Source organism: Tabrizicola sp. M-4, from assembly GCF_051132405.1.
In the GTDB taxonomy this organism is placed as follows: Bacteria; Pseudomonadota; Alphaproteobacteria; order Rhodobacterales; family Rhodobacteraceae; genus Paragemmobacter.
On record NZ_CP128606.1, the window covers coordinates 610,348 to 632,720 of the forward strand.

Sequence of the window (22,373 nt, forward strand, 5' to 3'; positions counted from 1 at the left end):
CCGATCACCCCCTGTGCGACATAGCGTCATGGCGCATCTGTGCAACAGGCGCGGGCCAGCCTTCGCCGCCCCGCGCCAATCCGTGCCTACTTGCGGAACATGTAGGTCTTGGCGTTGGTGAACTCTTCCAACCCCTCGCGGCCGTTCTCCACCCCCATGCCCGATTGCTTGTGCCCGCCGAAGGGAATGTCGATGCCGTGGATGTGGATCTCGTTCACCCAGACTGTGCCGGCCTCGATCCGCTCTGCCACCTTGATCGCCGCCTCGCGGTCCGGCCCCCAGACCGAGGCAGCAAGCCCGAAGTCGGTGTCGTTGGCATCGGCGATGACCTGTTCCAGATCGGTCCAGCGCAGCAAGGGGACGATGGGGCCGAAGGGTTCTTCGCGCACGATGCGGCTGTCCTTGGGCGGGTTGTCCACGATGGTGACGGGAACGAAGTTGCCGGGCAGGCTTTCGTCGATGGTGCCGCCAAGGGCGACCTTGTAGCCGTTCTTCTTCACGTCGGCGAACATGTCCAGAAGCTTGCCATACTGCATCCTGTTCTGGATCGGCCCCAGATCGGTGTTCGGGTCCATCCCGTTGCCCACCGTCTTGGTCTTGGCGTGCGCCACGAAGGCATCGCGGAACTCGTCATAGATCGAGTCATGCACATAGATGCGCTTTGCCGCGATGCACCACTGGCCCGAATTGCCGAAGGCCGCGTCGAACAGCACCGGGACCAGAGCCTTCACATCCGCACCCGGCAGGATGATCGCCGGGTCCTTGCCGCCCAGTTCCAGCGTGATCCGCTTCAGCGTGCCGGAGGCCGCGGCCATCACCTTCTTGCCCGTCGCCGTTGACCCGGTGAAGGACACCTTGGCGATATGCGGATGCTCGGTGATCCAGACACCCTGCTCGTTCCCGCCCGAAACGATGTTGACCACCCCTTTGGGGAACACGCGCTGCGCGATCTCGCCAAAGCGCAAGGTGCCAAGGGGGGTGTAGGGCGAGGGCTTCATCACCAGCGTGTTGCCGGTGATCAGGCAGGGCGCCAACTTCCACAGGCCCAGCAGAATGGGGAAGTTCCACGGCGTGATCGCCCCTACCACGCCAAGGGGCGAACGGGCGACCTTGACGATATGTTCGGGCGTATCCTCGAGGATCTCATCCTCCAGCTTGCGCTTGGCCACTTCGCGCACCCAGTAGATCGCATAGTCCACCTCGGTCGTGGCCATCGAATGGCGCGGCTTGCCCTGTTCGGTGGTGAGAAGGGTGATGATATCCTCCTTGTTGGCGTCCAGCGCATCGGCATAGGCGGTGATATATTCCCGCCGCCGTTCCCAACTCAGCGCCGCCCAGCCGGGCTGCGCCGCCCGCGCCGCCGCGATCGCCGCCTCCACCTGCTCGCGGCTGGCATTCGGCGCCCGCACGATCACCTCGCCCGTGGCGGGGTTGAAGACATCGAATTTCTCGGCGGCATCCACCAGCTCGCCGTTGATCGACATCCGGTAGGGACCGGCGAAGTCGATCTTCATGTCATTCATCAGGGTCTGAACGTTCATCGGCTCCTCCTTGTTCAACGTTCGTATTGGTCAAATCTGGTTCCGCACATGCGGCAGCCGGGCATAAAGCGCGACCATGGGCAGGATCAGCAGGCCGAAGACCGTCTGTTGCGCGGCATAATTCAGGCCCATCCCGACGAGGAACGAGGTCAGCACCTGCAGGATCAGCACCCCTATGATCGTCGCCCCGTATCCGCCCGCCCCGCCCAGAAGGGACGTGCCGCCCACCACAACGGCTGCCACGGTCGTGAACAGGAAGGGATCGCCCACCCCCACGAACCCGCCCCCCGAGAACCCAAGCAGCAGCATCCCCGTCACCGCCGACATCAGCCCGGACAGGGTGTAGGTCTTGATCCAGACTCGCCGCTCGGAAATCGACAGCCGCGCGGCCGAGGTGCGGTTGCCCCCAACCGCATAGACATGCCGTCCCGACCGCGTCCGCCGGATCCAGAAGATCATCACCCCCGCAATCGCCGCCCAGATCAGGACGACCGGCGGGAAGGGGATGCCGAAGGTCGTGCCGGAAATGGAGGCGAGGTTAGAAAACCACGCGGGCACCTGCGAGAATACAGTCCCGGAATATTGCGACCCCAGCGTCGTCACGATCTGCGCCGCGCCCACTGCGGCAAACCCCACCCCCAGCGTTAGGATCAGCGCCTGACCCTGGATGCGGAAACTCAGCACCCCGTTCAGGAATCCGATGCCCGCGCCGAGGGCCGCGATGACCAGTATCGCCAGCACCGGCGGCAGCGACGTGCCGAACAGTGCCGCCAGCAGGATGTTCGACGCGCCGATCACGAACGGAATGGAAAGATCCAACCCCCCCACAAGCGCGACCATCGTCTGGCCCAGCGCGGCAAGGCCCAGAAAGGATGCCAGCAGAAGGATCGACTTGACGTTGTTCGACGAGGCAAACCCCTCCACCATCGCCGAGGCCAGCGCGAACAGCGCCACCAGCAGCGCCGCGCCCACCATGATGCGACGCTCCTCTCCCTTGCCCAGCCGGGCCAGCGTTCCAGCGGTCATGCTTCCCCCTCCGTCATGCGGTGCGGGCGCGCACGCGCCCCGTGAAGAGGCTGAGCAGCAGCGACGCGGTCAGGATCAGGCCGAAGACCATCTGCGTCATGAAGCCCGAGATCGCCCCGAAATTGAACGAGGACAGCACGACGAAGACCAGCCACATCGCCACGGCGCCAAGGATCGACCCGGCGATCCCGCCCCGCCCGCCCGCCAGCGAGGTGCCGCCCAGAACCAGCGCCGTTACCGCCTGCAGCGTCAGCGTGTTGCCCTGCGTCGGGTCGCCCGATCCGATCAGACCCGTCAGGCACACAGCGCCCAGCCCGATGAACAGCCCGGCCATCACATGCGCTGCAAGCCGCGCCGTGACGATATCGATCCCCACTGTATAGGCCGTGCGTTCATCCGCCCCCATCAGGCGCATATGGTCGAACAGGACCATCCGCGTGAACAATCCCCAAACGACACAGGCCCCGATCAGGATCCAAAGCACCTGCCCGAACAGCTCCGTGCCAAAGCTCCACGAGGCGAGCCAGTCCGGCGCGATGCCGCCAGGGCGCGGCAGGATCACGAGGTTCACCCCCGACAGGATCATATACCCCGCCAAGGCCGCGATGATCGGCGCGATCCGCAGCCAGATGATCAGCGCGGCCAGCATCACCTGCCACAGGATGCCCATGCCGATGGCATAGGCGAAAACGCCCAGCGGCGAGGCAATCCCCAGCGCGGGCAACCACATCACGATGGTCACGTTGATGAATCCGATGGCAGGCCCCACCGAAAGGTCCACCCCGCCCCGCCCCGCCATCGCTATAGGCGTCAGGGCCATGGCCGCAAGGATGAGCGGAGCCGCCACCAGAACCGCCCCGGCCAGCCCGACAGGCGTGAAGGTCATCGGTGCCCGGATCACGGCAACCAGCAGCAGGACGGCAACCAGTGCCGTGGGCACGACCAGATGGCGCAGCGAAGGGGGAACATGGAAAAGCATCACGCGGCTCCTTCCATCATGGGATGCGCATCGTCACCGCGCCCCCGGTCAAAGGCCTTCACGCCGCTTTGTCCGAACATCGCCGCCAGCAGGCGCTCTTCGCCGATCTCGGCGGCTGGCACCTCTTCGAAGATGGAGCCGTCGAAGAAGACGCAGGCGCGATCCACGAAGTCGAAGAATTCCTCGATCTCGGTCGAAAGATAGACGACCGCCCCGCCCGCATCGGCAAACTCGCGCAACTGGCGCCAGAGGGCCTGCTTCGTTCCGATATCCACGCCCCGTGTCGGATCGTTCAGAAGGATCACCTTGGGTGAAAGTGCGAAGGCCCGCGCGATAAGCACCTTTTGCTGGTTGCCGCCCGAAAGCGTGGTGATCCGGTCCCCCGCCCTGCCGAACTTGATTCCAAGCCGATCCACTTCGCGCCGGAAGGCCATTTCGTCGGCTGCATCATCCAAAAGCCCGAACATCCGCCGCGACCGGCCATAGAGGGCCATCCCGAAATTCTCGAAGATCGACAGGTTGGGAAAGATCCCCTCGCGCTTGCGGTCACCCGAGACATAGGCGATGCCCGCCGCATCTGCCCTGCGCAGCCCGTCGATGCGTCCCGAGGGCGCGAAGACCTCTCCTTCCGCAGGCGGGGCGATCCCCGCCAGCGCGGCGATGAATTCCGCCTGACCCGCACCTTCCAGCCCCGCCAGACCCACGATCTGGCCGGCGCGCAAGCGGAACTCCACCGGCCGCGCTCCGGCGCGCAACCGCAGGCCCCGTGCCGCCAGCACCTCGCCCCCCGTCGTCGCCTGCACGATCCGCCCCCGCGCCGAATGGCCGGGCGCGGCCGACATAAGCTGCAGGATGTTCCCTTCCGTGATCTCGGCCCGTTCCAGCCGTCCCACCGTCTCACCATCGCGCAGGACGGTGGCCACATCGGCGATCTTCACCAACTCGGCGATGCGATGTGTCACGATCAGCACCGCCGTTCCGGCCGCGCGCAGCGCGCGCATCTCCGCATGCAGCCGGTTCGTCGCCTCAAGGTCCAGCGCGGCGGAACTTTCGTCGAAGATCAGGACCTTGGGCTTCTGCACAAGGGCCCGTGCGATCACCACCCATTGCTTCACGCTCAGCGACAGGTCCGCCAACCGCGTGTCGGGGTCGATCGGGCAATCCGCAAGGCGCGAAAGGATTTCCCGTGCCTCGCCGCGCTTCTGCGCATTCGTCCGTCGCCGCCGCCAAGTCGGATCACTGCCTGCGAAAAGGTTTTCCCAGATCGAAAGCTCCTCGGCCAGCATCATCTCTTGATAGATCGTGGCCACGCCTGCCGCGATGGCCTCCACCGGGTTGCGCGGCGTCATGCCAAGCACGGAAATCCGCCCGCTGTCCGCAAGGATGACCCCGCTTGCGATCTTGGCCAGCGTGCTCTTCCCGCTGCCATTCTCGCCCACGATGGCGTGGATCTCTCCCGTCCGCGCCAGAAGCGAGGCCCCGCGCAGCGCGCGGGTCTCGCCAAATGACTTGTGGACGTCCACGATCTCGACGGCAACCGACGACATGACGGCTTTCCTTCCTGCGGTTCCGGCTTTTTTCTGGTTCAGGCCCTTGTGGGATCGGCGCCGGTTTTCCCGGCGCCGCCCCGGCATCAGTTCGACCGCCAGCTCAGCGGGGGAACCGGGTTGTCAAAGAAGCCTGCCGCCCACTCATCCGGGAACCACGTCTCGATGCCCGGCTGGATATAGTCGGTCGAGTCGATGGAGCAGTCCTCCGGCAGGCTGGCCACATAATCGGCCGCCTCCACCCGATAGACCGGACGCAGGATCGACTGGATCTTCGGACCCTGACCCTGCAGCGTGCGCATCACCACGTTGATGCCCAATTCCATCTCGTCGCCCGGAGGCCAGATCTGGAAGGCATGGCTCATCCAGTCGGGGTTATTCTTCAGATAGCAGGCTGCCCCCGCCGAACCCGCCAGCGAGATCGGCATCACCTCACGCCCCGATTGCAGCACAGCCTTCAGGATGCCCGTCTCCTGCGAGCCCTGCGCGATGATCCCGTCGATCTGCGCGGGATTGGTGGCAAGAAACTTCTGCACCTCGGTCTGGGCGACCTGATCCGTCCAGTTGCCCCAGACCTGTCCCACCAGCTTCGCCTCCGGGAATTCCTCGAAGGCCCGCTTGGCCCCCACGTCGAAGCTTTCCGAAGAGGCCGCGCCCGCGATGCCGGAAACCAGCAGGAAGTTGCCCTTGCCGCCCGCTTCCTCGATCAGCGCCTTGGCGATCTCATACCCGCCCGACCCATAATTGGCCGAGGCGTTCAGTGCCTTGTCCGAGGTCAGGTAGCCCGAATAGGAAAAGACGACCACGCCGTTCTCATAGGCATATTCCACGGCGCCGTTCAAAGCGACGGGGTTGGAGCAGCAGACGATGATCGCATCCACGCCCTGATCGACAAGTTGCCGGATCTGCTGGATCTGGCGCGCATCGTTCAGGTCGGATTGGGTGACGATGACGTCCTCCAGAAGACCCGCTTCCTTGTATTTGGGCAGCATGACATCCATCAGCCGCGTCATGCCCTCTGCCCGCCAGGTGTTCCCGGCGTAAGAGCTGGCATAGCCGATGGTCCAGGGGGCCTCGCCACGGGGCTTCCATTCGCGATAGGCCGAGGGGCCGACCGGCTGCGCCGGGTCCATACCCTCATAGGCCGCCTGCAATTCGGGGGAAAGCTCGCTCAGTCCTTCCGCGTATGTCATGGTGGCAGACAGCACCAAAGGTGCCGCGGCCAAAGCCGTCAGCGTCTTTCGAAACATGATATCCTCCCAGCAAATCGGAAACTTTCTTTCCGCTGGGTCCGATGGTTCCGGAAACCGCGCCACCAAGGAAGCCAGCCCTCCGGTATCGCGGCTATAGGCGTCCCCTATAGCGCCGCGCCGGGGCAGGGCGGGGCGCGGGGCGCCTCTGCTCCGCTGCCTCTGCCGATGACATCTTTCCCCCGTCTCCGCCTTCCGCCATCCTGCGCCGCACCATGGCCCCGCTCACCCATACCCGCCTTCTCAAGATCGCCGCGCCCATCGTCCTTTCCAACGCCACCGTCCCGCTGCTTGGCGCGGTGGATACGGGGGTCGTGGGGCAGATGGGGCAGGCCGCCCCCATCGGCGCGGTGGGGGTGGGGGCCGTGGTCCTCGTCACGCTCTATTGGATCTTCGGCTTCCTGCGCATGGGCACTTCGGGCCTTGCCGCGCAGGCGCATGGGGCAGGGGACCTGCCCGAACGTGGGGCGATCCTGATGCGCGCCCTTCTGGTGGGGGCACTGGCGGGTGGGGCCTTCATCCTGCTTCAGCACTGGCTGTTCCGCGCCGCCTTCCTCATCGCCCCGGCAAGCCCCGAGGTGGAGACGCTCGCCCGCCAATACCTCGCCATCCGCATCTGGGGCGCGCCTGCCACCATCGCCGCCTATGCGGTGACGGGCTGGCTGATCGCGGTCGAACGCACGCGGGGCGTTCTGGTCCTGCAACTCTGGATCAACGGGGTGAACATCGCGCTGGATCTGTGGTTCGTGCTTGGCCTTGGCTGGGGCGTTCCGGGCGTGGCCCTCGCCACGCTGATTGCCGAATGGACGGGCCTTGCCCTTGGCCTCTGGCTGTGCCGCGACGGGGTGCTGCCCGTCTGGCGCGCGGCATGGGCGCGGCTGTCCGACGCCGCGGCCCTGCGCGTCATGCTGGTCGTGAACCGTGACATCATGCTGCGCTCGGTCCTGCTGCAGGCCAGTTTCACCACCTTCGTCTTCCTTGGCGCGCGGCAGGGCGACGTGACGCTTGCCGCCAATCAGGTGCTGCTGCAATTCCTGTCGATCACCGCCTATGCGCTGGACGGCTTCGCCTTCGCGGCGGAAACGCTCGTCGGTCAGGCCGTGGGCGCGCGGGCGCGCGACGCGGTGCGGCAGGCGGCGCGCATGGCGATGCAATGGGGCCTTGCCGGTGCGCTCCTCCTTGGCGCGGCCTTCGGCCTTGCGGGGCCATGGATCATCGACCTGATGACGACATCGCCCGAGGTGCGCGCCACGGCGCGCGACTATCTGCCATGGCTGGTGGCCGCCCCCGTGATCGGCGTCTTCTCATGGATCTATGACGGCATCTTCATCGGGGCCACCCTCACCGCCGAGATGCGGCGCAGCATGACCGCCGCCGTCCTCTGCTATGGAGCCGCGCTTATTCTCTTGCCACCCGCCTTCGGCAATCACGGCCTCTGGGCCGCGCTCATGGTGCTGAACGCCGCGCGGGGCATCTTCATGGCACGTCTTGCCGGCCGGGCCGAGGCGAAGGCTGCAGGCTGACGGCCCGTCCCCCGCAGCCGTCAGAACGTCCAACCGACCCCCACGGCCAGAACCATCTGCCCGCTGTCACCCACCTGCACGATAGGGCTGTCCGCCGCATCGCCCAGCAATTCGCGATAGCCGATGGTCGTGGTCAGCGTCATGCGTTCGGTCATCCCGAAACTCGCCCCCAGCGTGACGCCCGCATCCCGCAGACCACCCCCCGGCGCATAGGCGGCAAGGCCGCTCGCCGCCGCCCCGGCGGCGGTAACCCCGTAATAGGTCTGCGCGAAATCCCCATCCATCGCCGAGACAGAGGCCGAGGCAAAGACCGTGACCCGCTCCGAAACCGGCTGCCGCCAATCGACGGCAAGGGTGCCCAGGAACCCGTCATGCGTCCCGCTCACATCGCCCAGCACCTCTGCCGACAGCGCCACGCCCTGCGACAGCGGAACCGAGACGAAGGCCCCAAGTTCCAGTGCATCCCCCGTTTCCGGCAAGGCCGCGACCTGCGCATTCTTCACATCCGCCGTCCGGCCAAAGCGGTAATTCACCACCGGCCCCGCCGCGACAGGCCCGGAAACCACATCGGCCCGCACCCCCGTGCCACGCAGGTCCACCGTCACGTCACCGAAACTGAACCGCCCGGTGATCCCCGGCCTTGCCACGTATTCGGAGGACCCGTCGTAATCCGGTACCACGGCAAAACCCAGCGAAAGGCTGTTCCGCGGCCCCTCCTGCGCAAGGGCGGGCGTGGCAAGGGCAAGGGCGGCAATCGTCACTAACAGGCGGACGGGGTTCATCGGGGCTCCTTTCGGTTTTCCCGAAGGTGGGATGCAGCCCGTCCTCCGCAAGGCGGCCCCCGCCGCCACTCGCCCTTTCGTGATCTCTCAGGGCCGGATCAGCCGGAACCCGGCCGAGGCCGCCCATCCCGCAAAGGCCGCCAGCACCAGCGAAAGAATGCCATAGGCCCAAGGCTTCTCGCGCGAGAGGTTGAACACGAACCGCTCCAGCCCCTCCTTCCGCACCCCGATCACCCGGTCCTGCGCATCCACCACCCGCCCCTCGCGGGTCAGGAAGATGCGCACGCGATATTCCCCCTCCGTCAGGTTCGATGGCAGCACGATGTCGGAACGGAACAGCGTCTGTTCCGTGAACTCCACACCCCCCTGCAAGACGCGATACCGCCCCTCGTTCAGGCGGATGCGCTGCATTGCGTCGATGAAATCCGCAGGGTCCCCCGCCTCTGTCGCCGCCCCCACCGCGCGGATCACCCGCGGAAGCGAGATGCGGTGCCGCAGATCCTCGGTCTCGGTCAGGATCGACCGCAGCGGCCCGGTCGTCGCCACGGCATAGAAGGACGGCGCGGCATCCACCTCGACCGACTCGGTATTCACCCAGATGCCCGCGCGGCGGTCCTTCTTGCGGATGGTCACCGGGGTGGCGGGTCCCTCCACCGTGATAATCACCTCCATCGGGCCTTCGGGCGCAGGGGCGTCCCGCTTCACCGCGCCATAGATCAGGATTTCCGACCCGTCGAAACTCGCCGTGATCGACACGCGGTTCTGGCTCATGCCCGCCACGATCCCCTCGCTGCCCATGGCGGGCAGGGCCATCAGCGCCGCCATCAGGGAAAGGATGGCCAGACCCCTCACGGCAGGACCCCCGGCATCACGGAATAAAGCTCTCCGGGACGGATCAGCAGATCCAGCGCGATCTTCACCGACACCGCCAGCACCAGAAGCGCCAGCAGGATGCGCAACTGCTCGGCCTTCAGGCGCACGCCCACCGTCGTGCCCACCTGCGCCCCGATCACCCCCCCGATGATCAGAAGCAACGCCAGAAGGATATCCACCGTCTGGCTCGTCACCGCATGCATGAAGGTGGTGAAGGCGGTCACGAAAATGATTTGGAACAGCGACGTGCCCACCACCACCTTCGTCGGCATCCCCAGAAGATAGATCATCGCGGGCACCATGACGAAGCCGCCACCCACCCCCATGATCGCGGCAAGGAAACCGACCAGCGCCCCTACAGCCAAGGGCGGCAGCACGCTGATGTAAAGGCCCGAAGCCCGGAACTTCATCTTGAGCGGCAGCCCATGCACCCATGTATGCACATGCGACCGCCGCACCGGACCGCCCTTCTGCGCGCGGAACCACGACCGCAGCGATTCCTGCAGCATCATCGCCCCGATCAGGCCAAGGAACAGCACATAGGACAGTTGCACGAACAGATCGACCTGCCCCAGCCGCGTCATCCACTGGAACACCCAGATGCCCACCCCCGACCCGGCGAAACCGCCGATCAGAAGCACCGTCCCCATCCGGAAATCCACCGCCTTCCGCCGCACCTGCGCCAGCACGCCCGACACGGACGAGGCGACCACCTGATTGGCCCCGGTCGCAACCGCCACCGCTGGCGGCACCCCGATGAAGAACAGCAGCGGCGTGATAAGGAACCCGCCCCCCACGCCGAACATGCCCGACAGGAAACCCACGATCCCGCCCAGCCCCAGCAAAAGGAAGGCGTTGACCGAAACCTCGGCGATCGGAAGGTAAAGCTGCATGGGCACGGCCCGATGGGGAAGCGACGTCTTGCCAAAGGGTTGCGCCCCTTTGGCGGCGAAGTCAAACGCTAGCCCGCCTCATCGGAGGTGACGCAGGAAATGACGTATCACGCGTTCCAGTTTTGCCGCACCCAGCGGGGCCATGGCCTTCGTATGCTCATGGCTGATCTTCTCGTCCGACAGGCCCGCCGCCATGTTGGTGATGGTGGAAATCGCCGCAACCCGCAGGCCAAGGAAGCGTGCAAGGATCACCTCCGGCACCGTCGACATGCCCACTGCATCGCCGCCAAGGATGCGGATCGCCCGGATCTCGGCCGGCGTCTCGAAGGACGGGCCGGAATACCACGCATAAACCCCTTCGGGCAGGGCGACCCCCTCTGCCTCGGCACTCGCCTTCAGGGCGGCGCGCAGGGCGGGGTCATGGGCATCGCCCATGGGCACGAAACGCGCATCGGTCGGTTCCCCGATCAACGGGTTCAGGCCGGAAAAGTTGATATGGTCCGACAGCAGCATCAGATCGCCGGGCCGGATATCCGCCCGCAGGCTGCCCGCCGCATTGGTGGCGATCAGGCTCTCCGCCCCCAGCGCCTTCAGCAGATCCAGCGCGGGCCGCATCGCGGCGGGATTGCCCTTTTCATAGTAATGCTCCCGCGCGCCGAAGACCGCGACGCGCACGCCCTCCAGATCCCCGATCACAAGGTTGGGGTTATGCCCCGAAACGCCCGCATGGGGAAATCCCGGCAGGTCGCCATAGGGAATGGCCACCCCCTTCACCGCTCCCGCCAGATGGCCAAGGCCGGACCCGAGGATAAGCCCCATCCGCACCGGGGCATCCCCCGCCCGCGCCCGCACCAGCGACAGGGTTTCCGCAATCGCCATCCTACCGCTCCTTCACATAGGGCTCGCCGCCCGCGCGCGGCGGAATGGCCTTGCCCACGAACCCGGCCAGAACCAGCACCGTCAGCACATAGGGAAGCGCGTCGAGGAAGGGTACCGGGATCTTCACCTGCACCACCGCCTGCACCACATCCGGCCGCAGCGCCAGCGCCTGGAAGAACCCGAACAGCAGGCAGGCCCACAGCGCCGCGACGGGGCGCCACTTGGCAAAGATCAGCGCGGCCAGCGCGATATAGCCCCGCCCCGCCGTCATCTCGCGCCCGAACCCCGCCTGCAGCGCGGTCGCCATATAGGCCCCGGCCAGCCCGCACAGGATGCCCGTGATCGCCACGGCGGCAAAGCGCAGGCCCACGACCGAAATCCCCGCCGTATCCACCGCCGCCGGGTTTTCCCCCACGGCCCGCAGCCGCAGGCCGAACCGCGTGCGATACAGCACCCACCACGTCAGCGGCACCGTCAACACCGCCACATAGACCAGCAGCGGATGACCCGAGATCACCTCGTGATACAGCGGCCCGATGACCGGAACATCCTTCAGCGTCTCCGCAAAGGGCAGGGTGATCGGCCCGAACCGCGCATCCCCCTCCAGCGGCGGCGTCCGCCCGCCTTGGGCAAACAGGCGCTGCGCGATCAAGACCGTGATCCCCGACGCCACGAAGTTCAGCGCCACCCCCGAAATCAACTGGTTCCCCCTGAAGGTGATCGACGCCACCCCGTGTATCCCCGCCAGCATCAGCGAGGCCAGCATCCCGGCAAACAGCCCCGCCCAGACCGACCCCGTCAGGAACGCGACCGAGGCCGAGGCCATCGCCGCCATCAGCATCTTGCCTTCCAGCCCGATGTCGAAGATGCCCGCCCGTTCCGAGTAAAGCCCCGCCAGACAGGCGAATAGCAGCGGCGTCGCCAGACGGATGGTGGAATCGAGGATCTGCAGAAGCGTTGCGTAATCCATCACGCGGCCCCCTTCGCCATCTTGCCCGCCCGGAACAGGTTGAACACCCATGTCAGCAGCATCCGCACCATCATGTCCAAGGCCCCGGTGAACAGGATCACCAGCCCTTGCACGACCGTCCGCATCTCGATCGGGATCTTGGTCCACAGGCCAAGCTCCGCCCCGCCTTGGAACAGGAACCCGAACAGCAGCGCCGCCAGCACCACGCCCACCGGATGGTTCCGCCCCATCAGCGCCACCGCAATCCCGATGAACCCCGCGCCCGATGCCGAATTGCCCAGCAGGCGCTCTGCCTCACCCATCACGTTGTTGACGGCCATCATCCCCGCCAGCCCGCCGGAAATCAGCATCGCCACCATGATGATGGTGAAAGGCGAAATCCCCGCATAGCGCGCCGCCGGTTCCGATTTGCCAAAGGCCCGGATCGCATAGCCCAGCCGCGTCCGCCACAGCAGCGCCCAGACCACCACCGCCATCGCCAGCGCGATGAAGAGCGTCACGTTGGCGGGCACCCCGCTCGTGAAGATCAGGTTCAGCCCCGGCAACTCGTTCAGCGTCGGCAGATGCGTGGCTTCCGGGAAATTTGCCGTGGCGGGGTCCATCTGCCCCGCCGGGCGCAGCACATCCACCAGCATAAAGATCAGGAAGGCCGCGGCGATATAGTTGAACATGATCGTCGTGATGACGATGTGGCTGCCCCGCTTCGCCTGCAGATAGGCCGGGATCGCGGCCCAAGCCGCCCCGAACAGCGCGCCCGCGAAGGTGGCCCCGATCAGCGCCAGCGTCCAATGCGGCCATGGCAGGAACAGGCAGCACAGCGCCACGCCAAGGCCGCCAAGCTGCGCCTGCCCCTCGCCGCCGATATTGAACAGGCTGGCATGGAAGGCCACGGTCACGGCCAGCCCGGTGAAGATGAAGCTCGTGGCATAGTAAAGCGTATAGCCCCAGCCATAGGCATTCATCACCGAACCCTGCACCATCACGGTCAGCGCTTCCCAAGGGTCCTGCCCGATGGCAAGGATGACGAGGGCAGCGATAAACGCAGCCAGCAAAAGCGAGATCAGCGGAACAAGGGCCACATCGGCCCAGCGCGGCAAACGTTCCATCAGGCGGCCTCCCCTTTCCCGGTCATCCCGGCCATCAACAGGCCCAGTTCCCGCTCATCCGTCGTCTCCGGGTCGCGGAAGCCCATGATCCTGCCGTCGAACATCACCGCGATGCGGTCCGAAAGGCTGCGGATCTCGTCCAGTTCAACGCTCACCAGAAGGATCGCCTTGCCCTGATCGCGCAGGGCCACGATCTGCTTGTGGATGAACTCGATCGCTCCGATATCCACCCCCCGCGTGGGCTGGCCCACCAGCAGCAGGTCGGGGTTCCGCTCGATCTCGCGCGCGACCACGATCTTCTGCTGGTTCCCGCCGGAAAAGTTCTTCGCCGCCAGCGTCGGGATCGGCGGGCGCACGTCGAAGGTCGCCATCTTCCGCTCCGTATCCGCCCGCAGCGCGTCATTATCCATGAAAAGCGCGTTCTTCTGATATTCCGGCGCGTCGTGATAGCCGAAGGCCACATTCTCCCACGCTGCAAAATCCATGATCAGGCCCAGCGCCTGCCGGTCCTCCGGCACATGGGCGATGCCCGCCGCGCGGCGCGACCGCCCATCGGCCCCCTTACCCGCCAGCGGCAGGTCCACCCCGTTCAGCACCACCTTGCCGGTGGCCTTGGCGATCCCGCCCAGGGCCTCCAGCAATTCCGACTGTCCGTTCCCGGCCACCCCGGCAATGCCCAGAATTTCGCCCGCGCGGATTTCAAAGCTCACGCCCTTCAGACGCTCCACCCCGTGTTCGTCCACGACGCGCAGGTCCTCCACCTTCAGCACTGTCTTGCCCAGCAGGGCGGGCTTCTTCTCCACCTCCAGCAGGACCTTCCGCCCCACCATCAGTTCGGCCAGTTCCTCGGGGCTGCTTTCGGCGGTCTTCACCGTGCCCACCATCGTGCCGCGCCGCATCACGCTGACATTGTCGGTCGTCTCCATGATCTCGCGCAGCTTGTGGGTGATCAGGATGATCGTCTTCCCCTGATCCCGCAGCCCTTTCAGGATGCGGAACAGGTGGTCCGCCTCGGCAGGGGTCAGCACGCCCGTCGGTTCGTCAAGGATCAGGATATCCGCCTGCCGATACAGCGCCTTCAGGATTTCCACCCGCTGCTGGTGGCCGACCGACAGGTCCTCGATCACCGCATCGGGGTCCACGTCCAATTCGTATTCCCGCGAAAGTTCGGTCAGCACCTTCCGCGCCTTGGCCAGCGACCCGGCCAGCATCGCCCCTTCTTCCGCGCCCAGAACCACGTTCTCCAGCACGGTGAAATTCTGCACCAGCTTGAAATGCTGGAAAACCATCCCGATCCCGGCGCGGATGGCGCTCTGGCTGTCGGGGATGGCGGTGGGTTTGCCATTGATGAAGATCTCGCCGCTATCGGCGCGATAGAACCCGTAAAGGATCGACATCAGCGTGGATTTCCCCGCGCCGTTCTCGCCGATGATCCCGTGGATCGTGCCCTTCGGCACGGCGATATGGATGTCCTTGTTGGCTTGCACCGGACCGAAGGCCTTGGATATGCCCTTCAGTTCGATGGCGTAACGCGCATCAGCCATTTGGTTCCCCCTGTTCCGTCACCCGTCTTATCGCGGGGTCGGCCAAGACCTATCAAATATGCCGCGCCAATCACTTGGCGCGGCATGTCTTTCACATGACCGTCAGGCGATCAGAAGGTCGCCGCGGGGCAGGTGTTGTCGGACATGTAGTCATGCACGACCAACTCGCCCGACTTGATCTTCGCTGCGGCGGCATCCACCGTCGCCTGCATCTCGGCGGTCACCAGCGATGCGTTGTTCTCGTCCATCGCATAGCCGACGCCGTCATTCGCCAGACCCATGACATTGATGCCGGGGGTCAGGGCTTCGCCTTCCTTGAAGGCCTCATACACCGCGTTGTCCACGCGCTTGAGCATCGAGGTCAGGACCGAGCCGGGATGCAGGTAGTTCTGGTTGCTGTCCACGCCGATCGACAGGATGCCTTCGTCGGCCGCCGCCTGAAGGACGCCCACGCCGGTGCCGCCAGCGGCCGCGTAGATCACATCCGCGCCCTGCGCCTTCTGGCCCTTGGCCAGTTCCGCGCCCTTCACCGGGTCGTTCCATGCCGCCGGAGTGGTCCCGGTCATGTTCAGGACCACGGTCGCATCCGGGTTCACCGCCTTCACGCCCTGCGCATAGCCGCAGCCGAACTTGCGGATCAGCGGGATGTCCATGCCGCCGATGAAGCCCACGGTCCCGGTCTTGGAGGCCAGACCCGCCATCATGCCGACGAGATAGGACCCTTCATGTTCGTTGAACACGACCGACTTCACGTTCGGCGCATCCACGACCATGTCGATGATCGCGAATTTGGTATCCGGGAAATCCGCCGCGACCTTGGACAGCGCATCGCCGAAGGCGAAGCCCGTCATCACGACGGGGTTGGACCCGGCTTCCGCCAGACGGCGCAGCGCCTGTTCGCGCTGGGCCTCGTCCTGCATCTCCAGTTCCTTGTAGGTGCCGCCGGTTTCCTTGGCCCAGCGCTCTGCCCCGTTGAAGGCGGCTTCGTTGAAGGATTTGTCGAACTTGCCGCCAAGGTCGAAGATGATCGCGGGTTCCGCGGCGGCAACGCCAGCGGTCAGCGCAAGCGTGGCCGCCGCGCCGAGGAATTGCTTCATAAGGGTCATACTGGTCTCCCGGTTGTCGTTATGGGTCGTCTCGGTCGTGTCCGGCCTTGGGGGGCCGGTCACGCTTGGCGCCAATTTAGGGCGGATTCGGCCAAGAGGGTCAACACCTCATTGTGAGCAGAGCGCCCGCGATTTGACCTGTTGATCAAGATTTCATCGGGCAACCCTGCGCCAGCCCCTACAGGATCGCGCGCTGCATCATGATCGCGGCCATCCGGCTGCCATCGGGACGCGCGTAATAGTCCTTCCGCCGCCCGGATTCGGCAAAACCTGACGCAAGGTAAAGGGCTTGCGCCCCCGCATTCTCCGCCGCCACCTCCAGAAAGGCCGTCTCTGCCCCCCGCAGACGCGCCTGATACAGGAACCGCGCCACCAGTTTCCGCCCCAGCCCAAGCCGCCGCGATTCGGGTGCCACGGCCAGCGTCAGCAACTCCGCCTCCCCCGCCACGGCACGCCCCAGCAAGAACCCCGCATCACCTTCGGTCAACAGGAAGGCCAGCGGATCGTTCAGGAAGGCGGCAAAGGCCGCCTCTCCCCATGGCGGCGGGGCGGTAAAGCAGCGGGCATGCAGCGCGGCAAGGGCGGCAGGGGTCATCGTCCGCCTCAGGGCAGGATCACGGGGGGCGGATCGGATGGCGGCGCGGCATCCGGGCCGCGCAGATAGAACGGGGCAGGGCGGGGCTGCGGATTGCCGAACCGTCGTGCCGCGATCAGTGCCATGGCATGGGTCAGGGGCAGGGGCTGCACCAGCACCCGCCCGCCCGTCACGGCCACGGCCGCCTCCGCCGCCGAACCCACGACATCCGGCGGGCAACCCTCCACGCCAAGCGAGGCCACCTCGCTCAGCCGCGCCTCGCCCGCGTCGGGGGCGAATTCCTGCACATAGACCTCGCCCCGCCGCGCATCCTCGACCACGGTCAAAGGCCGCCCCAACCCCTCGGCCAGCGCCTCCAGCCGTGTCACCCCGATGACCGGCACCCCCAGCGACAGCGCAAGCCCCCGCGCCGCCGCCACCGCGATCCGCACGCCGGTGAAATTCCCCGGCCCCGTGCCAACGGCCAAGGCATCCAGATCGGCCCAGCCCATCTCCGCCCGCGCCATCACCTCTTCGCAGAGCGGCAGCAGCCGTTCCGCCTGCCCCTTCTCCATCGGTTCCCACGCCTCCGCCACCACCCGCCCGCCCGACAGCAAAGCGGCCGCGCAATGCGCGGCCGATGTGTCGAAGGCAAGGATGCAGGGTTCAGGCCGCAACGGGCCGGACCTCCAGCACTTCGGGGATGTAATGCCGCAGCAGGTTCTCGATCCCCATCTTCAGCGTCAGGGTCGAGGACGGGCAGCCCGCGCAGGCCCCCTGCATGTGCAGGTAAACCACGCCCCGGTCGAAGCCATGGAAGGTGATGTCGCCGCCATCCTGCGCCACGGCAGGCCGCACGCGGGTATCCAAGAGTTCCTTGATCTGCCGCACGATATCGCCATCCTCGCCGGTATGTTCGCGATGGCCGCCCGCCGCGCCCTCACCCTCGATCACCGCCGCGCCGGATTGGTAATGCTCCATGATCGCGCCAAGGATCGCGGGCTTGATGTGGTCCCACTCCACGCCCTCGGCCTTGGTCACCGTCACGAAATCCGTCCCGAAGAACACGCCCGACACCCCACCCGTGGCAAAGATGCGCTTGGCCAGCGGCGACTTGCCCGCCGCCTCGGCATTCGGGAAATCCGCCGTGCCCAGTTCCAGCACGGTCTGCCCCGGCAGGAACTTCAACGTCGCGGGATTCGGCGTGGATTCGGTCTGGATGAACATTTCGCCACCTCCGGGGGGCTTGTCCGACAATTCCCCTCGGATATGCGCCCTCGCCTGCGCGCTGTCAAGTTTGGAACCGTTCTAAACCGTCACGGATCCCAATAGGCGAACATCTGCGACAGGGCGGCGCGGCAGCGCAAAGGGTCTGCCGCGCGGCGCATCAGCAGGCGCAAGGGCGCGGGCAGGGCGATGGAAAAGGGACGTCGGCGGTGCATGATCCTGCTCCCCTGTCAGTCCTCCCTCCCGTCAGACTGCCACGCCATACCCCGCCTGTCACCGATTCTCGCCGCAGTGCAGCATCAGGTGATGCTCTCCAGGCGTTCCTTCGACATGTCGCCGGGCACGATGGTGATGGGAATGGGCAGGTTGCCCGAATTCCGGCTCATCTGCGTGACCAAGGGTCCCGGCCCGGATTTCTCAGTCCCCGCGCCAAGGACCAGAATCCCGATCTCCGGGTCCTCCTTCACCTGCGCGAGGATCTCCGCCACCGGATCGCCCTCGCGGATCACCAGTTCCGGGTTGATCCCCTGCCTGTCGCGCATCCATTTGGCAAAAACCTCGAAATGCGCCTCGATACGCTCGCGTGCCTCGGCCCGCATCAGGTCGGCCACGCCCATCCAGTGCTGGTATTCCTCCGGCGGGATGATCGACAGGATCGTGACCCCGCCCCCGGTATGTGCCGCGCGCAGCGCGGCAAAGCGCATCGCGTTCAGGCATTCGCGCGTGTCGTCCAGAACGACAAGAAACTTCCGCATCTTCATCTCCCGTTCGGCGGATCATGCCGACCCCGCCGCGCCCGCGCAACAGCGGTTTTTGACGCAAAAACCGCGCCGGAATTTGACGCAAATTCCGGTCCCCGACCGTTGCACAGCGGAAATTGCGTCAATTTCCGCCGCGAAATCTGCGTCAGATTTCGCCCTTACACCGGCTGCGACGACGCCCAATCCATGTACAGCCCTCGCATCCGCTCCGTCATCGCGCGCGACCGATACTCCGTCCCGTCAAAGGCCCTGACCGACGTGACCTTCGCGAAATTCCCCGACAGGAAGACCTCATCCGCAGCATGGGCATCCTTGAAGGTCAGCACCGTCTCCACCACCTCGATCCCCGCCGCCCGCGCATTCACAATATGCCGCGCCCGCGTGATCCCGGCCAGAAACGTCCCGTTCGGGATCGGCGTGAACAGCGCCCCGTCCTTGACCAGAAACACATTCGCCGTCGCACTCTCGGCCAGATTGCCCATCGCATCCGCGACCAGCGCGTTTCCGAACCCCTTGGCCTTCGCCTCCACCAGCATCCGCGCGTTGTTGGGATACAGGCACCCCGCCTTCGCATTGCAGACCGCATCCTCCAGCACGGGCCGCCGGAACCGCGTCCGCGTCACCGTCGTCTGGAACTCCGCCGGAGGCATCGCCACCTGCTCCAGCGAGATCGCGAACCCCGTCGAATCCGCCTTCGGCGCGATCCCCAGATCGGACCCGTCGATCGCCCAGTACATCGGCCGCACATAGACCGCCGCGCCGCGCGGATAGGCGCGCAGCCCCTCGCGGATCACGGCCTCCATCTCGCCCGCATCCATGGTCGGCGTGATCATCAAGGCCCGCGCGCTCTCATTCACCCGCGCGCAATGCTTCGCCAGATCGGGCACCAGCCCGTCGAACATCCGCGCCCCGTCAAAGACCGAGGACCCCTGCCATATCCCGTGATCCGCGGCCTTCATCACCGCGACATCACCCTCGTGCCAGCGCCCCTGCCACCATGTGCGGATATTGGTCCCGAACGTCATGCCTGCCTCCGTTGCGTGGCGCGACTAAACCACCCCGCCGCGCCGGATACCAGCCATCAAACTCCCACCAGCCCCAGCGACGCCGCGACCTCCGCCGCATCGGCCACCACCGCGAAATCCGCCGCCAGATGCGCCATGGTGACGTCGAAGATGGTCGCCGCCGAAAGCCCCGCCTCGGCCAGGTCGAAGCCGATCACCCCGTCCCGCACCACCGTCATCGCAAAGCCAAGGTCCGATCCGGCCCGCACCGTCGTGTTCACGCAGAACCCCGCGACCGCCCCGACGACGACCAGCGCCCCGATCCCCTCGGCCCGCAGATGCGCCTCCAGCCCCGTCCCGGCAAAACCCGACGATCCCGCCTTCAGGAACACCGCCTCCCCCGCCACGGCCTCGGCGCAGCGCATCGGCGGATAGCCCGGCGCGTCAGGATGCAGCGCAGCCCCCGGATCGGCCGCCGCATGGCGCACATGGACCACGGGCATCCCCGCCTCCCGGAACGCCCCCGCCAGAGCCGCGATCCGCGCCCCCGCCTCCGGGTTCACGCAGTCCCGCCCCGCATCGATCCGGCGCTGCATCTCGCGCTGCATGTCGATGATCAGCAGCGCCGCCTTCGCCCCGCCCTCAGGCCGCATCCAGCAATCCCCGCCCCTTCAGCAGCGCCTCCACACCCGGCATCCGCCCCCGGAAACGGGTATAGAGAACCTCCGCCTCCTCCGACCCGCCCGCCGACAGGATATGCTTCTCCAACAGCGCCGCCGTTGCGGGATCGAAGGGATCCCCCGCCTCCTCGAAGGCCGCGAAGGCATCGGCATCCATCACTTCCGACCACATGTAGGAATAATACCCCGACGAATACCCGTCCCCCGAAAACACATGCGCGAAATGCGGCGTCGCATGCCGCATCCTTATCGCCTGCGGCATCCCGATCCGCTCCAGCACCTCCGCCTGCATCACCATCGGATCACTCGGCGCCGCCCCCTCATGGAAGGCCAGATCGACCAGCGCGGAGGCCACGAACTCCACTGTCGCGAACCCCTGATCGTAAGTCCCCGCCGCCAGCAGCCGCTCCCGCATCTCCGCAGGCATCGGCTCCCCCGTCTCCCAGTGCCGCGCGTACTCCTCCAGCACCGCCGGAACCTCCAGCCAATGCTCGTAAAGCTGGCTCGGCAATTCCACGAAGTCCCGCGCCACGGACGTCCCCGAGATGAACCCATGCGTCACATCCGACAGCATCTGGTGCAGCGCATGCCCGAATTCGTGGAACAGCGTCCGCGCATCGTCCCAGGACAGCAGCGCAGGCTCCCCCTTGGCGAAGTTGCACACGTTCACCACGATGGGCCGCTGCTCCCCGCCCAGCTTCCGCTGCGACCGCATGGCCGAACACCAGGCCCCCGACCGCTTTGACGACCGCGCGAAATAGTCGCCAAGGAACACCGCCACATGCTTGCCGCCCCGCGTCACCTCCCACCCCCGCACGTCCGGGTGATAGAACGGCCCCGCAATCTCGCGGAACTCCAGCCCGAACAGACGCGAGGCACAGCCGAACATCGCCCCCAGCATCGCCTCCAGACCCAGATACGGCTTCAACGCCGCCTCGTCCAAGTCATGCTCCGCCATGCGCCGCTTCTCGGAATAATACCGCCAATCCCAAGGCTCCAGCGGCCCCGCGATCCCATCCGCCCGCAGCATCCCCTCCAGAACGCCCGCATCCGCCAAAGCCTTGCGCTTCGCAGGCTCCCAGACCCGCATCAGCAGATCGCGCACCGCATCCGGCGTCTTCGCCATCTCCGGCTCCAACTTGAACGCGGCAAAACTCCCGTAGCCCAGCAGCTTCGCCCGCTCCTCCCGCAGGGCCAATATCTCCGCCGCGACGCCGCGGTTATCCGTCGCCCCGCCATTGGCCCCGCGCGCGACCCAAGCCTCGTAGGCCACCCGCCGCAATTCACGCCGAGGGGAAAACTGCAGGAACGGCACGATCAACGACCGGCTCAGCGTCACCACGGGTCCGTTCTGTCCCCGCTCGCGCCCAGCCGCCCGCGCCGCATCGACTACGAAGCCCGGCAGCCCCTCCAGATCCTCCTCGGCCAGCACCATGAACCACTCGCGCTCATCCGCCAGCAGGTTCTGCCCGAACTGCGTCCCCAGCACCGCCAACCGCGCCTTGACCGCAGTCAACCGCTCGGCAGCCTCCCCTTCCAACTCCGCCCCCGACCGCACGAACATCCGCCGATACAGCGTCAGCACCCGCATCTGCTCAGCCTCCAGCCCCAACCCGTCCCGCGCCGCCCAAAGCGCCTCGATCCGCGCGAACAGCCGCTTGTTGTTGGTGATCTCCGACGCGAAGGCCGACATCTTCGGCGCCAGCTCCCGCATCAACGCCTCCCGCGCCTCGGTGCTGTCGGCCCCGGCGAGGTTGTAGAACACCCCCGAAACCCGGTCCAAGATCCCCTCGGCCAGTTCCAGCGCCGCGATGGTATTGGCGTAAGTCGGCGCCTCCGCCTGCTCCGCGATCCCTGCAATCGCCGCCCGCGCCTCTGCAAGCCCCGCGTCAAAAGCTGGCCCGAAATCCGCATCCCTGATCTCGGCAAAAGGCGGCAGTCCGAAAGGCGCGGTCCAGGGGGCAAGCAGCGGATTGGTCATGTCACGGGTCTCCTTTGCCGAACGAAGCTAGGCACCCCCTGCCCAAAGGTCCACCCCTTCGTCTCGGCCCAAATACCCACTGCGCCCTCTCCACCCCGCACCACGCCCGACGCGAAGCCCCTCTACC

General features: G+C 66.2%; 22 protein-coding genes. 1 reads left to right on the plus strand and 21 read right to left on the minus strand.

The annotated features are described in order from the left end of the window. Positions 1–86 precede the first annotated feature (86 nt). The 5 genes from TabM4_RS03065 to TabM4_RS03085 form a co-directional block, all read right to left on the minus strand. On the minus strand, positions 87–1,541 hold the full coding sequence (locus TabM4_RS03065; protein ID WP_434618242.1) for an aldehyde dehydrogenase family protein: 1,455 nt from the start codon (positions 1,539–1,541) through the stop codon (positions 87–89). A gap of 30 nt (positions 1,542–1,571) precedes the next feature. Further along, entirely contained in the window at positions 1,572–2,567 is a 996-nt protein-coding gene (locus TabM4_RS03070; RefSeq protein WP_434618245.1) for an ABC transporter permease, read from the minus strand. A gap of 13 nt (positions 2,568–2,580) precedes the next feature. After that, positions 2,581–3,546: an ABC transporter permease gene (locus tag TabM4_RS03075; RefSeq protein ID WP_434618248.1), complete on the minus strand. Its 966-nt coding sequence runs from the start codon at positions 3,544–3,546 to the stop codon at positions 2,581–2,583. Beyond that, on the minus strand, positions 3,546–5,093 hold the full coding sequence (locus TabM4_RS03080; RefSeq protein ID WP_434618251.1) for a sugar ABC transporter ATP-binding protein: 1,548 nt from the start codon (positions 5,091–5,093) through the stop codon (positions 3,546–3,548). Before TabM4_RS03080 ends, TabM4_RS03075 begins: the two co-directional genes overlap by 1 nt. Before the next feature lie 86 nt (positions 5,094–5,179). Then, on the minus strand, positions 5,180–6,343 hold the full coding sequence (locus TabM4_RS03085) for an ABC transporter substrate-binding protein (protein WP_434618254.1): 1,164 nt from the start codon (positions 6,341–6,343) through the stop codon (positions 5,180–5,182). Between the two features lie 215 nt (positions 6,344–6,558). Between TabM4_RS03085 and TabM4_RS03090 the strand changes: the two genes are divergently transcribed. Continuing rightward, complete coding sequence (locus TabM4_RS03090) at positions 6,559–7,866, plus strand: MATE family efflux transporter (RefSeq protein ID WP_434618257.1); 1,308 nt, start codon at positions 6,559–6,561, stop codon at positions 7,864–7,866. Between the two features lie 20 nt (positions 7,867–7,886). Here the strand turns inward: TabM4_RS03090 and TabM4_RS03095 are convergent, their stop codons facing one another. The 16 genes from TabM4_RS03095 to TabM4_RS03170 all read right to left on the minus strand — a co-directional run bounded on the left by TabM4_RS03095 (position 7,887) and on the right by TabM4_RS03170 (position 22,246). Then, positions 7,887–8,648 (minus strand): MipA/OmpV family protein, encoded by a 762-nt coding sequence (locus TabM4_RS03095; protein WP_434618259.1) that lies wholly within the window; start codon positions 8,646–8,648, stop codon positions 7,887–7,889. Positions 8,649–8,735: 87 nt separating this feature from the next. After that, positions 8,736–9,473: a TIGR02186 family protein gene (locus tag TabM4_RS03100; RefSeq protein ID WP_434621908.1), complete on the minus strand. Its 738-nt coding sequence runs from the start codon at positions 9,471–9,473 to the stop codon at positions 8,736–8,738. Positions 9,474–9,496: 23 nt separating this feature from the next. Continuing rightward, on the minus strand, positions 9,497–10,414 hold the full coding sequence (locus TabM4_RS03105) for a sulfite exporter TauE/SafE family protein (RefSeq protein WP_434618262.1): 918 nt from the start codon (positions 10,412–10,414) through the stop codon (positions 9,497–9,499). A gap of 78 nt (positions 10,415–10,492) precedes the next feature. Beyond that, positions 10,493–11,293 carry a purine-nucleoside phosphorylase gene (locus tag TabM4_RS03110; protein ID WP_434618265.1) on the minus strand — a complete coding sequence of 267 codons (801 nt, stop codon included), beginning with the start codon at positions 11,291–11,293 and terminating at the stop codon, positions 10,493–10,495. A gap of 1 nt (position 11,294) precedes the next feature. Then, complete coding sequence (locus tag TabM4_RS03115; protein ID WP_434618268.1) at positions 11,295–12,263, minus strand: ABC transporter permease; 969 nt, start codon at positions 12,261–12,263, stop codon at positions 11,295–11,297. After that, positions 12,263–13,369, minus strand: a complete 1,107-nt coding sequence (locus TabM4_RS03120) for an ABC transporter permease (RefSeq protein WP_434618271.1) — start codon at positions 13,367–13,369, stop codon at positions 12,263–12,265. The genes TabM4_RS03115 and TabM4_RS03120 overlap by 1 nt, the downstream gene beginning before the upstream one ends. Further along, positions 13,369–14,913 carry an ABC transporter ATP-binding protein gene (locus TabM4_RS03125; protein ID WP_434618274.1) on the minus strand — a complete coding sequence of 515 codons (1,545 nt, stop codon included), beginning with the start codon at positions 14,911–14,913 and terminating at the stop codon, positions 13,369–13,371. Before TabM4_RS03125 ends, TabM4_RS03120 begins: the two co-directional genes overlap by 1 nt. Positions 14,914–15,023: 110 nt before the next feature. Beyond that, positions 15,024–16,019: a BMP family lipoprotein gene (locus TabM4_RS03130; RefSeq protein WP_434618277.1), complete on the minus strand. Its 996-nt coding sequence runs from the start codon at positions 16,017–16,019 to the stop codon at positions 15,024–15,026. Positions 16,020–16,197: 178 nt separating this feature from the next. Next, positions 16,198–16,614 carry a GNAT family N-acetyltransferase gene (locus TabM4_RS03135; protein WP_434618280.1) on the minus strand — a complete coding sequence of 139 codons (417 nt, stop codon included), beginning with the start codon at positions 16,612–16,614 and terminating at the stop codon, positions 16,198–16,200. 8 nt (positions 16,615–16,622) lie between these two features. Further along, entirely contained in the window at positions 16,623–17,270 is a 648-nt protein-coding gene (tsaB, locus tag TabM4_RS03140; protein WP_434618283.1) for a tRNA (adenosine(37)-N6)-threonylcarbamoyltransferase complex dimerization subunit type 1 TsaB, read from the minus strand. Beyond that, a complete protein-coding gene (locus TabM4_RS03145; protein WP_434618286.1) occupies positions 17,260–17,820 on the minus strand; it encodes a NifU family protein in 561 nt (186 codons plus the stop codon). Before TabM4_RS03145 ends, tsaB begins: the two co-directional genes overlap by 11 nt. 89 nt (positions 17,821–17,909) lie before the next feature. After that, on the minus strand, positions 17,910–18,035 hold the full coding sequence (locus TabM4_RS03150; RefSeq protein ID WP_434618289.1) for a hypothetical protein: 126 nt from the start codon (positions 18,033–18,035) through the stop codon (positions 17,910–17,912). 84 nt (positions 18,036–18,119) lie between these two features. Then, entirely contained in the window at positions 18,120–18,575 is a 456-nt protein-coding gene (locus tag TabM4_RS03155) for a universal stress protein (protein WP_434618292.1), read from the minus strand. A 164-nt stretch (positions 18,576–18,739) separates the two neighbouring features. Beyond that, complete coding sequence (locus TabM4_RS03160; protein WP_434618295.1) at positions 18,740–19,606, minus strand: branched-chain amino acid aminotransferase; 867 nt, start codon at positions 19,604–19,606, stop codon at positions 18,740–18,742. 56 nt (positions 19,607–19,662) lie between these two features. Beyond that, on the minus strand, positions 19,663–20,238 hold the full coding sequence (locus tag TabM4_RS03165) for an isochorismatase family protein (RefSeq protein WP_434618298.1): 576 nt from the start codon (positions 20,236–20,238) through the stop codon (positions 19,663–19,665). Next, entirely contained in the window at positions 20,228–22,246 is a 2,019-nt protein-coding gene (locus TabM4_RS03170) for a M3 family metallopeptidase (RefSeq protein WP_434618301.1), read from the minus strand. The genes TabM4_RS03165 and TabM4_RS03170 overlap by 11 nt, the downstream gene beginning before the upstream one ends. Between the last annotated feature and the right edge of the window lie 127 nt (positions 22,247–22,373).